Here is a 12,796-nt window from a genome sequence, read left to right as displayed (position 1 = left end):
CACATCTGTAGGTATTAAAATAATCAGCCTGTATAAGAATCTGAATCCCGTAGCCATTTCTGTAAGTTTTGCCTCTGCCGATAAACTTTCAGGTTGCTCTGCCATTGAATGGCAGCACAGGTATCGGAGCAATATGATACAACCCGAATGCGCGGATCGTCTTCTTCGGTGAACCTCACATGAATCATGTCGACCTTCTGTCGGAGCGACGCGCAGGTTTCACAATGTTGAACCGCCGGCCCATCGAGTCCGTCATCATTGCTGGCTGACAGGAACCGAGTGCCTGATATGTTGATGAAGGTGCGGTGCCAATAGGCGTCTCCTTCGACAATCAGGATGTTGCGCAGGTGATGGCATGACAATTCCTGTGAATAGCTTCTGTTACAAAAAGGGCAGACTCCGCGATCGAAGCGGTCGCTTATTCCGGAAATCATGGTCAGCACCCCAGGGGTGAGATCCTTATGATCACAGACTACGGGTTTGCCTTCGTGGTCCCAGAGAATCATGGCGACTCCTCTGTCTCCTGGTCAGGAGCGGATGGTATGTTTGAATCACCAACCGGCGGTGTCGGCGCCGTAGTGATTGCCAAAGGAATTTTTCTGGTGAAGCGTTTATGTTCCCGGCCACTGGCGGCATAGATGGCGCTGGTGCTGATGTCCTCATGGCGTAACGTATCCTGGACGGCCCGGATATCCTTGGTGACATCGTATAGCATTGTCCCGCAGGTGTGCCGCAGAGCATGGCAGGAAACCCGTTTCCGTTTCAGACCGGCTTTGCTCAGGTAACCATCAATGACACTATTGAGGCCGATGCGCGATATCCGGCCCCTGCCTCGGCCATTCTTGCGCACGCTGAGAAACATTGGCGTAACGAACGCTTGCCGGTGATGGATCGTGGTTTCCTCGACGGCAACCTCACCCCTGGCCGCAAGGTAGGCCCGGATGGCGGCCACTGTATCTTCCCGAGGGTAGATATAACCATCTTTGCGCTTGCCGTGGACCAGAATGCGCACACCGCCCTCGACGTCTTCGATGTCTTCGACGTTGGCCCGTTTGATTTCGACACGACGGAGCCCTTCGAGCAGCATAAGGGCTATGATGGCCCGGTCGCGCAACCCCTTGATGCTGCCAAGTACGGGAAGGTGCATGATCAGCAGTTCCGCCTGTCCGGCAGTAAGATGCTTTTGCTCAGATTTAGCTTCCCGTGCGACAGGGGGGCGAACATTGGCCGCCGGATTAATGGCGATCAACCCCCGGTTCATGGCGACCTGGTAAAATCGTCTGATCACAGTCAGCTTTACCGCGATTGACGATGCTTTCATGCCGGCCTGGATGAGTTCGTGGCGAAAGCTCTCCACATCGGCCTGGGTCACTGCAGCCGGAGTGATGCTGCGGGCGTCACACCAGCGGAGCCAATGGTTGAGGTGGGACGTGTAGGTTTTGATCGTGTCTTCACGTGGATCACCCAGGGCAACTTCACGTTCCAGCCAGTTGCGCACTGCGGCTTCAAGATCCGCTGGCAGGTTGTCCGGAATCTGGCTGGAGATCAGTGCCGAATGAGGGCCACCGGTCGGGATGATATTATTATTCATGCGGATGCTCCGATTCGATGCTGGTCAGTGATGTGTGCACTACGGCGCTGACAAAACCGTTGATGAATGCCATGACTTCCCGAGGGGGGCCATGGTAGAGCGATACACTCGGCACCCGGTCTGGCCGTGGGCGTCGATAAAGACGGTTAACGGTGAACCCGGTCCCGGTTCGTTCAACCTTCAGACCCGAGTCCCAGGATTTGAGCTGATTGTTGTTTGCTGAAATACACGCTTTGCTGAGAGCGCGTTCCGTGATCTTTGACAACCTGACCCCCCCTTGTAATTTCCTGTCGAAGTGTGACGTAATTCCGGCCAGTCAGTTGGTCGTTTTTCTGGGCGGAATACCTATACATAATTGGGGAAATGTATAGTTATCTTCTGTTGCTCTCCTGATCTCCGATGTTTGTCGAAGGAGGACAATAAACGAGCAAAGGTTTTCCACAGGTCCCGTTGAGAACCTCCTATGATTCTGTGGAGAGACTGGAACATCTTGCCGAGGTTCCACTGGCTTCAACAAAATGCACAAAATATAGGCTCCTCAGTAGTGGCTCGTCTCTCGGTATCCTTTGCGTGTCTTCTCGCGATAAAGGCGATTGGCTTCCTTAACGGCATCCTCAATCTTGGGGTACCATTCCTCTTTACAGCGCACCCGATACCCGATCCTTCCCCATGCTCTGAACAGCACGACATGAAAGAGTCCCTGGCAAATCTCTAGGAAGTAAATCCGTCGTCGGTTCAGTGCCGGGTTGATCAGGACGAGCTGACACCGGCAGTAACTGGTGAACCTAGAAGTGGCCGACATTATATTCTCAATGGCAGTGGGAAATTTATGCTTCTATTATGTATATCTATCAGGGGGGAAGGTGAGGCAGGTTTTTTCTTGAAATAACTGGGACTGATTGAATTGCAGACGAACCGTGACAACTTTCCAAAGCTGAAGGTCGCGGCTTAGAGCTCCGTTTCCGGCTCCAAAATAATATTTTATATATGATCTTGTGGTATATAAGTGGGAACATAGATCTGGGTTTAGATATAAAACAAAAGAGGGAATTAGAACATGTGGACTGATAACGAAACCGATCAAGACCTTCTCGGATTCTCTATACATGCTGAACTATTGCGTTCAATCATTACAGACCCCAAGATGCTACCTGTTACAGTTGGCCTCTTCGGAGACTGGGGTGGCGGAAAATCAAGCATTCTCAAGATACTTCAACGTGAACTTGAGCAAGATGAGAACGTTGCCGTTATTTACTTCAATAGTTGGGTGTTTGAAGGGTATGAGGATGCAAAAAGCGCAATTCTGACCACTTTACTTAACGAGCTTCGGGATCACCGAAACCTCAAGAATATAATCGGCGACGAGACTAAAGCCCTGCTAAAGCGTGTTAAAGTGATGGATCTTCTAAAACTTGGCGCCTCGGCTGGTATGGCCTATTTTACTGGTAATCCACTCCCCCTCCTCATGTCCAGCGTGGCTCTATCCGCGGACAAGACTGAGAAAAATGATGAAGGTGCTACAGACTCAGAAGAAAGCACGCCAAATAAACTATCTGATTTGCTGAAGGCTTCTCAAGACTCAATCGAAAACGTACGTTCTTTTCGTTCGGATTTTCAGAAACTGATCAATAAGACGAAACTCAAGTCAGTTGTTATACTGATTGACGATTTGGACCGATGTTCACCGGAACGCCTGATTCAAAATCTGGAGGCGATTAAACTCTTTCTTAACGTTGAGCATACCGCGTTTATTGTTGCTACAGATCGTAGAATAGTCGAGAACGCCATTCGTCTCAGATATTCCGAACTTTTTACAGGTGAGAAGGGTGCAACTACCGGTGATTCGCTCGTTACAGATTACTTGGAGAAATTGATTCAAGTTCCGTACACCCTGCCAAAACTTGCTCCTCACGAAGTCCGTTCATATCTGTGCATGCTGTTCCTGAAAAAGTACTTGCAAGAGGAAGTGTTTCAAGAAGTTTTAAAAAAATACGTGACATTCCTGACAACTGAACGTTATGCAGCTTTCCAACTGGGAAACGAACTCGCGTCTATTGAGGACGAAGCAACACGTATCGTAGTTTCCGAAAGCATGCGTTTAGTAGAGGCCTGTTCTGAAGCTATTACAGATGGGTTAAAAGGTAATCCACGACAGATCAAGCGATTCCTGAATGCGTTTTGGCTGCGTAGGGAATTGGCACGTGTTGCTCATATCCCTCATCTGAAAGATCATATTCTTATCAAAATGATGGTTGTGGAGTACATAAGTAACGAACGCTTCGATGATCTGTATCAATGGCACCGTACATCTGATGATGGTACAGCACAACCGCTGTTAGAACTTGAGAATGCTGAAAGTTCCGAGGACATTCCAGAGAAATATGCAAACTGGGGAACGCCGCGTTTATGGAGATGGATTAAGGCTGAGCCTAGACTGGCATCCGAAGATCTACGCGACTATTTCTGGGTTGCCAGAAGTGCATTATCAGACACACTTTCAGGCGTGAGACTTATGACGCAGGCCATGAAAGCATGTGCAGGGGAGTTGCTTTCAAAGGTAGAGCCCGAAAGACGTAGTGGTGTTTCACTGTTCAATTCACTCACCGAAGATGAACAAGTCGGAGTTTTGGGCGTTGTCATGCGGCATGCAATGCAGGATGTAATGGATGATACGGCCCTTCGATCTTTATTGGATCTTGCAGCGAATAATCATTTAAACGGGGCAGAAGCATTTTCAAGATGCATTGATCGCATCGGTGCAGCCAAGCTCAGTCCCGGTTTTGGCATCACCCTGCGAGCTTTCAAAGCAGAGACAGGAAATCGTGCATCTGAGTTGGTGGGGCAAGTTCGCGACAAACTCGCCAAGTCAGAAACTAACGTGGGGCGAGCATTACTAAATAAGAGAAAACAATAATGGGTACTTCAAAGGTATATGAAAGTCCAAAATGGCCAGGCGTGAATCGTGCGGTTGGTGATGCAGCATCTTCTGAAAACCCAACTATTCAGGAGGTGTCAGCTGCCGTTGGCGCGTTTGCCGGTGCTTACAAAACCTATCTTAAATCGGGCACAAGAACTTCGGGGAGTAGTGGAAGCGTCACAGGAACAGGTCAGAGATCATCAGGCGGCGGAACCCGGGGTGGAGGCAGCGGTGGTGCAGCAAGAGCACGCTCAGCTGCCAGTGGCGCAAGTCTCGCTCATTTTATCAGCATCGCCGGAAAGTCGGGTCTTGATACAGCGCTTCGAGAATTTAACTTAGCTGATTTACGCGATAAGCCGCTCGATGAATTTCTTGAACTGGTTGCTGAGCGTCTTTCCGTTGATGGCGGTCTGCTTGACGATAACGCACTCAACCTTGCTATGGCTGAAACAATAAATGAACTTGCCAAAACTGTGGATTCAGTTGAGGCACTCGACATATTACTTTCAAGCGGGAATATCAATATAGAAGAGGTGCTTCAAGTTTACTTCGCCAATATCCTTGCGGCCAACTTCGAGCAAAAAGAGTACAGCGTGGTTCGGGAAAAAGTTTCGCGTGAGAATACTAACGACTTCTTTGCTCATGCACGTGAAATAATCCGGTCGATAGTGCGAGATGAACTGTCAGCGGAAAGAGATTTAGCAACTATAGATTGGAACAGTGCAGATGGTCAGCTTATTGCTGATGCAATCAACCGTGACGTATTGGATATATTGATCCCATGAATCAGATAACGGTACAACTTCGAGCAGGAAACCCCTACAAATCAGGTGCAGCTGTCTTTCTAGCTATTGACGATGGCAGACTGCTACAAGTGAGTTTTAATATTGAGGATTACGTGCGGGTTCAAGGCACTATTAACGAAAAAGCGGCTGAGTTTGCTTACTTTGCCTCAGTGATATACGCCTGTGATAGGGCGATAAACCGGGAGAGTATTGATGGTGACCGCTGGACTAGGGAGTTTGCCGTGCAAATTCCTGTTGCAGATTCAGATAAATGGAACACAATATCAAGCCAAATTGAATCCGCAATTGAGTTTCTTACGGGTGACATCTGGCATTTGAATTTTCTTCCAACACCGGTTCCATTATTCGGGCGAGAGTTTAAAACCGCACGAAGACACTTTCGCAAATGCACACGTATTCGTGGGACCGCCGTTTCTCTTTTTTCTGGAGGACTCGATTCCCTGATAGGTGTCATTAATTGGCTAGAGGACAACCCTGAACAGAGGATTGTTCTTGCATCAACCTATGATGCACAAGCTGAAAGCTCAAAATCAGACCAAGACCGCCTGCTGTTACCTCTAAGAGCCACATATGCTGGTCGAATACAGCGTTATGTGGCACGCACAGGACTGTGTAGCGGTGGCGAAGATACGAATTTCAGAAGTCGGTCGTTGGCTTTTATTGGCAACGCTATCTTGGCTGCTAGCTTCCTTGGTGACGGCACTCCGATTTATATCCCTGAAAACGGTGCAATAGCCCTTAACTACCCGCTAACTCCTGCACGAAAGGGTTCGCTAAGTACACGGACTGTCCACCCTAATTATATCGAAAAGTTGGGTAGCATTTTGGGTTCACTCGGATTTAACTACCCGTTAGTAAATCCGTATATGCTGAAGACAAAGGGCGAGATGATGCAAGAATGTAGAAATTCTGCCCTGCTCCAATCGTCCTATGCAAACTCGGCATCGTGTGGAAAACGCGGCCACAAAGAGCATTGGGAAGATAAATTTACTCGTCAGTGCGGGGCCTGTGTGCCTTGCATTTACCGACGTGCGGCTGTTCATTCTGTTGGCTTTCCAATGGAACAATACGGCTATGGTCTCGCAACTCAAGCTTCGTTACAAAATATTCTTTCTCACCCTAATCACGATCTCTCATCAATTGTCGATTTTATTAAACGGGGCGATGACGACGATACCGTTTGGCGGGTACTTAGATCAAACGGGTGCTTAGATGCCTCGTTAAAAGGTCAATACACTTCATTGATAGTACGGCTTCGTAGCGAAGTGAGTGCCTGGGCACAAAATATGGGAATTATCTAAATTATATGCGTATAGATTCACACTGCCACATCGACATGTTTAACGATCCGATCGCAACAGCTCATGCTTACGAAAATGCACATATGGGATGCGTCATGGCAACAATGTTGCCGAGTCACTATCAAGTTGCTTTATCTCATTTGAAACCATTCAAAGAAATTCGACCAGCTCTGGGCATGCATCCGCTTCGAGCTAACGAGGGCAAGAAAGAGATTAGTATGTTTAAAACACTCGCTCTTTCAGCGGAGTATATCGGCGAGATAGGCTTAGACCTTTCTGCCGAGGGGCATAGTACAAAGGAGCTGCAAGTAGAGATTTTACGGAGTATTTTGCCCGCAATTGGAAAAGGCAAATTCGTAACTGTTCACAGCAGAAATGCTCATACGGAATTATCAAATATCCTCGATTATTTTAAGATCGGTCCTGTTTGTTTTCACTACTTCATCGGTGGTCCACAAGAAGCCGAAAAGTTGGTGGTTAAAGGACATTATTTCTCAATAAACCATCTTATGTTAAAGAACAAGCACAGAAACTTAATTGATGCTGTACCCCGCGATCGTATTCTTGTTGAGTCTGATGGACCCTTCCTGACCAAGCAACCTTGGTCAATGATAAACCAAGTATATAACGAGTTGAGCAACATCTGGCGGATTGACAAAATCGACGTTGATAAACTTCTAACCGACAATTTCAGTAAATGTCGTACAAATTTGTGAGCATATTGCGAGTTGATTGTGAGATATTCTTCAGCAGAAGTGTCTAAATAAATTATGGCTGTTACGAAGTTTTACTTTATATGACCAAATTTGCCTTGGAGTCGTGGCAGACGTTGACGTTGGCTTAGTTGGCTAATGAGTTCCTTCTAGCGGGAATACGGCCTTACATTTCGGGAACGAACTACATCCCCAGAACTCTTTGCCTGCATTGCTCCCTTGTCGTGCCACTCGGCGTACCATTTCCTTGCCACACTTAGGACAAGCTGGCGTGCTCGCTGCTTGGGGTGGTGTTATCGACTGGGGTGCAATTGCGCTTTTCGTTCTGGCAGCGTTGATCATCAACCTGAGCTTTTGTCCATCGATCAGTTCGACGTTGCATCCTTGTGCGAATGACTTGGCATCTGCCGTGTACTCTCCCGATGTAACGAAATAGCCACCGGCTGCACCACGGGAGGCCATCACTCCGTAGAACTCACGCACCGGCTGGACTCCTACCTTGTAAGCCTTCCACTGCTTGCACTGCACGAGGTAGATCTCGTCCTTCTGCCTCAGCACCAAGTCTATGCCTCCGTCTGGACCGTTGCCACCTTCCCTTATGACCTGGAAACCCTTGCGGCGGTAGTGTTCGCTCACTAGCATCTCGAACTCCTGCCAGCTCATGTCGTTCAGGGCACCGACACCAGGGCGTGACGCTGTTGTGTCATACAGCTTCTTCTGGCGTGCAGCGGCGACTGCCGAAAGAACTGCACCCAGGCCAAAGGCGAACGGCAGTACGTATTGGCCAAACATCGCCAGCGTAGTCGTGATGCTTCTCACCGCAGCGTCTCCCATCTGTCCGGGGGTTGCTGCGGTCGGTAGCATGGGGCGAGAGGCCATCGAGTGCAGCACCACGTAGGACACAAGGGCCAGGGCGACTCCTATCCACCACGGGAGCTTGCTTATGACAATGACTAGGTCTTCGACTGGGCTGGATTTCTTACGTGCCATGGCAAAACCTCTCTATGATTAAAGTAGGCGCTTCAGCTTTGGTGAAACATTATATATCTGCTGACGACTACCCATTTCTTGGATAATTTTTACATAGCCATTTGATTCTAGCAAAAAGAATACATGCTCCACCAAAGAAACCGGCTTTCCAAGTTTTGCGGAAATAGATGAAGCCTCATCCATATCATTATTGACAATGCACGAAACGATTTGGGATTTCATTTCCTCATAGTCTGCAATATACGCATTAGCAAAGCTCTCCAGCCCAAGTGGCGTTATTTTCATGTATGGCGGAGGTCCTCCCAAAACCCTTTGGAGCTCCACCAAACCGTCTTGATTCAGCACTTCGATAGATTCCCAGGTTGTTTCTTCGGAGATGTCTATCTTCTGTGTTTCTTCGATTATATATGGTGTGTCTACAGCAAACATAGAATCCTGTGCGAACCCCTTCTCGCAGGCAAGCTTGAGAACAATGCTGTCTGTTTTGGTGTGTCCCGGGACCAGACTAATTGTAGTCTTTGCAAACTCGGGCACTTCCCCCAATGCAGGTTTTTCTCGATGTTCAAATATGGCGTTTATAACTCTGCTGAAGGGTTCGTCGTAGTTATCCAGATCCGTGACCTTCTGCCAAATAGTCGAGTGGAGGCATTCCGGTATCTCGCAGTCATCCAGTACAATAGGAATAAGCAAACTACCCTTGTTGACTCGCTTTACCATTGCAGCATCGAGTTCTTCTCGTACCCATTTTTTGCTGACACTGTTGCTGGAGAGTACCACAATGACGGCCTTTGCGTTCTTGATGCCTTCCTCAAAGATTTTGTCTACAAGGCTGTCACCAGGCAGCATCTCCCATCTATCTAGCCAAGCATCCACTCCCTTTTCTCGAAGCTTCTGAGAAAATCCAAGAACAAACCTCTCTTTATCTTCGCTTGCATGGCTGATGAAGACTTTTGGATTCATTGGTACTCCTTGTCAAACAGTGCTTGTTTTTGCTTAGGCTGTGTAAGTGCCCGGATCGACCTCTCGGGCCTGCCCTATTGCAGCAAGGGTGGCCAGCAGTTCCCCCACCTTGTCGGTGCGGGCACGCAGAAAGGTTCGAGCTAGAGCTTCGGCGGTCACCGGTCCTGCTGCTGCTGCCAGAGCTGCACGGACGCCCTGCACTTGTTCCGGCAGGGTCTTCGGCCATGGTGTCTTGGCCTTGGAAGAGGTGACTAGCGTCGCCGATTCCTCTTCTCCAAGTTCCATACCGGTCTGAACAGCAGGCTGTTCCCCTTGGGGTTTCTGGTATTCGGGACGCAGCCACCGCACCAAACCTTGGGCCTCTTCCCTTGCTCGTTCGGCATTCAAGGAAACCATCCGCTCCAGGATTTCCTCGTCAGTCAGATTGTCAGGCCAGCCGTAAGCATCAGCCACAGCGGCATCCAGATCGTCATGCAGTTGACGCAGAACAGACACCAGTCCCTGCTCGTGAATGGCCTTCTCCTTGGCAGTCAGCGGCTCACCGGTGCGCAGCTTGGCCAGAACGTTGTACATGTCGGTCAGCCCCAGACCGGGATGCAGTTCCTGTTGCCGCTTGCGGTGGCAGTCCAGTTCTTCGGCGATGCTACGAATCCTTTGTTTTTTGTCATCGACTACGGTGGGAAAGGGGAACGTTTCGAAACAGCGAGTCTTAGCATAGACCGGATCATTGCCAACTCCCAGCCATCCGCCAGCTGCCAGTGCCCAAGCCATATGCAGCCTGCTGGAGAGTATCCCCAGCACAAAGGCATCGTCACTTGCAATGGCCACCAGCTTGTTGTCCGGCAAGATTGTCTGGTCGAGGAATACGAAAATACGATGCTTGGCGGTCTCCACAGTCGCAACAAAGCGGGGTAATCCAAAAAGTTGGTTACGCAGTTTCGGATTTGGTTCGCCAAAGAGCCACCAGTTCTTTCTTCTTGATTCACGGTTATTCTGGTCCCGTTCAGGCTTGACCCGCTCGCGCACCCACTGGTAGACCTCGGGAAATCGGCTGCGAACCTCGTCGACAGTAAGACCAAACAGGTCGATAACCATTACTCCACGCGGAGTGGCAGTCAAATCGCGACCATTGCGATAGTGGCGAAAATGATTCTCCAAGCCAGTTACACGCCCCAGTCCCAATTTACTAGCTTCATCTATTGTAACGATGAAACCGGCACCAAACAGACTGACTCCCCGGTTTGCAAGTTCACTGTTAGCCAGCAGTGGCGCGGTCCCGGCTACATTTGCCCCGACCGACAGGTCAGCGTGTAGCAAACCTTTCCGCGTCAACAGCTCCACAGAAAGTCCTTCGCCGGCCCCTTCTCGCTCTTCGACAACAGTGGCTTGCGTCCCTTCATCGCCTTCTATAGCGGGCTTACCCACGGTCATAGCAATCCTGACAGCAGCACCATCCGCCGAGTCCACCCAAGGGTGATCGGGAATGGCAAAGGATAGCGACAGGGCTGGTTTGGCTGTCAGCTGCTGTTGCAGAATTCGTCGGTTGAACGCCTGACGCAAACTGTTCGTGGTTATGAAACCAAAGCGAAGCAGTTTGCCTTTGCGAGTTAACTCAGCGGCATGTTGCCACCAGAACATAACGAAGTCGGTCGAGTCAGGCACATCCTTCCAGGCTTTGCGCAGGGCGTCCACGTAGCCGTCACCCAAGGCACGGCGCATTGTGGATGCTCCAATGAACGGCGGATTACCCACCACATAATCGGCTTCCGGCCACTCAGCCTGACGTGGGTTGAGATAACGCAATACCGGTTCCTGAGCAGCCTCGTCGGGCACCTGCTCTCCTGTAACCGGGTGGGGCTTGAACGTGCGACCGTCCCAGTTGGTGACCGGTTTGCCGTCGGCATCACGAACCGGTTCTGTACCATCATAAGAAAGCACGGCGTCCCGGCACTCAACGTTGCTGAACTTCTTGATGACCGGCTCCGGCGGCATAACCTCGCCCCGTGTACGAAAGTGCCATTGAAGGTAGCCTATCCATAACACCATATCCGTGATAGCCGCGGCACGAGGGTTGACTTCGATCCCCAGAAGCTGGTGAGGGTCAACAGTTAATCCGGCCAGCTCCAGATCAGCTTGTTTGTCACCAAAACCTTCCAGAGCGTTCAACACCTCACCCTCCAAGCGTTTGAGGTGTTCAAAGGTAACGTATAGGAAGTTGCCGCTGCCGCAGGCCGGGTCCAGAATTCTAAGCTGACACAGCTTGCGATGGAATCCCTTAACTAGGGCGATGGCTCCGGGATTGTCGCCTTGTGTGTCCAGAGTAACGGAGGCGGCCAGGATAGAATCCCACTCGGCTCGTAACGGTTCGATCACGGTGGGGAGTACCAGGCGTTCGACGTACTCTCGGGGGGTGTAGTGCGCTCCCAGGTTGTGGCGCTCGTGCGGATCAAGGGCTCGTTCCAGCAGAGTACCGAAGATGGCTGGTTCAACATCACGCCAATCGGCCTTGCTGGCTGCAATCAGTAATACAAGTTGCTCCTCTCCGACAGGTAGCGCTTCGGCATCCTCGAACAGGCCGCCGTTAAAGCGCAATAGTTTTTCACGCAGAACCGGGGAGAAACCGCCTGTTTTCATGGTGCTCCAGAGCGACTCTGCCATGGGGGCGAAGGTCTCGGACTTGCCGCGCAGGCTCTCCAACAGTTCGGTAAAGCTCTTGTGTGGGATCAGTCCAACGTCTTCAGCAAACATGGTAAACAGACAGCGTTTGAGGAAGTTACCGACCTTCTCGGCGGAATGTCCAGACTGTTCAAGTGACTTCGCCAGAAGAGCAAGACGGTCGGCCACCTGCCTTGTGACCTTGGCACTGTGCTTGGCTGGGTCAAGTGAGTGCGGATCGTTCCAGACCAGGCGCAATCGCTCGCGTATTTCGGGGCTCTCCAGGTCTGCGAGCAAAATGCGGTGTGAACGGGGATCAGGAAAAGGAAGGTAGGATTTACCGGTGCAGGAAAATTCACTGTAGATTTCGATGGCGTGGCCAACGTCCACTACAACCAGAAAGGGTGGCCAGCCTTCTTCCAACGGTAGGGCGCGGGCGTATTGTTCGGCCTGTCCCTTGGCCTTGACCATTGCCAGATCCCACCCCTTGGTGCCGCGTACGGCGGTGCCTCGCTTGGTTGTTTGCCATCGCACACCCTCCTCGTTGACAGCCAGAGTCGACTTCTCACTAGGTTGATCACTTCCCTGCTTAGCCTCGCAGACGAAGTGCCCTTGTTTGTACAGGTCGATTCGGCCGGCGCTGGTGGTACCATCTCCGTGACGAAAGGTGACGCTGCGCTCGAAGACATAGGAGTTATCCCGGTCGTCTGGGCGTGTCGGCTCTGGTCGCATGACATTAAGGAGTTCGCACAGCTCTGAGAGGAACAGCTGGTAATTGGCACGTTCGGCGGCGCCGGAGGCTTCCCAGCGTTGTATAAATGATTGAATGACGTCGGAAGGTTGCATGAACCGGACAATACAAC

At 50.4% G+C, this 12,796-nt stretch carries 10 protein-coding genes; 4 read left to right on the top strand and 6 right to left on the bottom strand.

Going from position 1 to position 12,796, the window contains the following annotated elements:
• Positions 1–23 precede the first annotated feature (23 nt).
• The 3 genes from GSVR_RS00650 to GSVR_RS00640 form a co-directional block, all read right to left on the bottom strand.
• Positions 24–506 (bottom strand): hypothetical protein, encoded by a 483-nt coding sequence (locus GSVR_RS00650; RefSeq protein WP_173201732.1) that lies wholly within the window; start codon positions 504–506, stop codon positions 24–26.
• The gene (locus tag GSVR_RS00645) at positions 503–1,591 is read right to left on the bottom strand and encodes a tyrosine-type recombinase/integrase (RefSeq protein ID WP_173201733.1); all 1,089 of its coding nucleotides are present in this window, start codon (positions 1,589–1,591) and stop codon (positions 503–505) included. The genes GSVR_RS00650 and GSVR_RS00645 overlap by 4 nt, the downstream gene beginning before the upstream one ends.
• Before the next feature lie 538 nt (positions 1,592–2,129).
• Entirely contained in the window at positions 2,130–2,393 is a 264-nt protein-coding gene (locus GSVR_RS00640) for a WGR domain-containing protein (RefSeq protein ID WP_173201734.1), read from the bottom strand.
• Between the two features lie 255 nt (positions 2,394–2,648).
• Here GSVR_RS00640 and GSVR_RS00635 point away from each other — a divergent pair, with 255 nt between their 5' ends.
• Genes GSVR_RS00635 through GSVR_RS00620 form a run of 4 tightly spaced genes read left to right on the top strand, consistent with a single transcriptional unit; the run spans position 2,649 to position 7,331 of the window.
• Positions 2,649–4,505 (top strand): P-loop NTPase fold protein, encoded by a 1,857-nt coding sequence (locus GSVR_RS00635; RefSeq protein ID WP_173201735.1) that lies wholly within the window; start codon positions 2,649–2,651, stop codon positions 4,503–4,505.
• Positions 4,505–5,293, top strand: coding sequence for a hypothetical protein (locus tag GSVR_RS00630; protein WP_173201736.1), 789 nt, complete (start codon positions 4,505–4,507; stop codon positions 5,291–5,293). Before GSVR_RS00635 ends, GSVR_RS00630 begins: the two co-directional genes overlap by 1 nt.
• Positions 5,290–6,615, top strand: a complete 1,326-nt coding sequence (qatC, locus tag GSVR_RS00625; protein WP_173201737.1) for a Qat anti-phage system QueC-like protein QatC — start codon at positions 5,290–5,292, stop codon at positions 6,613–6,615. Before GSVR_RS00630 ends, qatC begins: the two co-directional genes overlap by 4 nt.
• A 5-nt stretch (positions 6,616–6,620) precedes the next feature.
• Positions 6,621–7,331, top strand: a complete 711-nt coding sequence (locus GSVR_RS00620; protein ID WP_173201738.1) for a TatD family hydrolase — start codon at positions 6,621–6,623, stop codon at positions 7,329–7,331.
• Between the two features lie 132 nt (positions 7,332–7,463).
• On the opposite strand, the gene GSVR_RS00615 is transcribed toward GSVR_RS00620, so the two are convergent.
• From GSVR_RS00615 to GSVR_RS21980, 3 genes are read right to left on the bottom strand one after another with little or no spacing between them, the layout of a single operon-like run.
• Positions 7,464–8,318: a restriction endonuclease gene (locus GSVR_RS00615; RefSeq protein ID WP_173201739.1), complete on the bottom strand. Its 855-nt coding sequence runs from the start codon at positions 8,316–8,318 to the stop codon at positions 7,464–7,466.
• Positions 8,319–8,336: 18 nt separating this feature from the next.
• Positions 8,337–9,278, bottom strand: coding sequence for a toll/interleukin-1 receptor domain-containing protein (locus GSVR_RS00610; protein ID WP_173201740.1), 942 nt, complete (start codon positions 9,276–9,278; stop codon positions 8,337–8,339).
• 33 nt (positions 9,279–9,311) lie between these two features.
• Entirely contained in the window at positions 9,312–12,779 is a 3,468-nt protein-coding gene (locus tag GSVR_RS21980) for a class I SAM-dependent DNA methyltransferase (RefSeq protein WP_173201741.1), read from the bottom strand.
• Positions 12,780–12,796: the final 17 nt, after the last annotated feature.

Source organism: Geobacter sp. SVR (genome assembly GCF_016865365.1).
Classification (GTDB): Bacteria; Desulfobacterota; Desulfuromonadia; order Geobacterales; family Pseudopelobacteraceae; genus Pelotalea.
The sequence above is the reverse complement of the archived record's forward strand: the minus strand, read 5'-3'. Positions and strand labels throughout refer to the sequence as shown.

What these genes read in the sequence shown, in the direction of transcription:
- GSVR_RS21980 (WP_173201741.1), bottom strand. Translation starts at nt 12,779, where the DNA reads ATGCAACCTTCCGACGTCATTCAATCATTTATACAACGCTGGGAAGCC.
- GSVR_RS00630 (WP_173201736.1), top strand. Translation starts at nt 4,505, where the DNA reads ATGGGTACTTCAAAGGTATATGAAAGTCCAAAATGGCCAGGCGTGAAT.
- GSVR_RS00645 (WP_173201733.1), bottom strand. Translation starts at nt 1,591, where the DNA reads ATGAATAATAATATCATCCCGACCGGTGGCCCTCATTCGGCACTGATC.
- GSVR_RS00650 (WP_173201732.1), bottom strand. Translation starts at nt 506, where the DNA reads ATGATTCTCTGGGACCACGAAGGCAAACCCGTAGTCTGTGATCATAAG.
- GSVR_RS00620 (WP_173201738.1), top strand. Translation starts at nt 6,621, where the DNA reads ATGCGTATAGATTCACACTGCCACATCGACATGTTTAACGATCCGATC.
- GSVR_RS00640 (WP_173201734.1), bottom strand. Translation starts at nt 2,393, where the DNA reads ATGTCGGCCACTTCTAGGTTCACCAGTTACTGCCGGTGTCAGCTCGTC.
- GSVR_RS00635 (WP_173201735.1), top strand. Translation starts at nt 2,649, where the DNA reads ATGTGGACTGATAACGAAACCGATCAAGACCTTCTCGGATTCTCTATA.
- GSVR_RS00610 (WP_173201740.1), bottom strand. Translation starts at nt 9,278, where the DNA reads ATGAATCCAAAAGTCTTCATCAGCCATGCAAGCGAAGATAAAGAGAGG.
- qatC (WP_173201737.1), top strand. Translation starts at nt 5,290, where the DNA reads ATGAATCAGATAACGGTACAACTTCGAGCAGGAAACCCCTACAAATCA.
- GSVR_RS00615 (WP_173201739.1), bottom strand. Translation starts at nt 8,318, where the DNA reads ATGGCACGTAAGAAATCCAGCCCAGTCGAAGACCTAGTCATTGTCATA.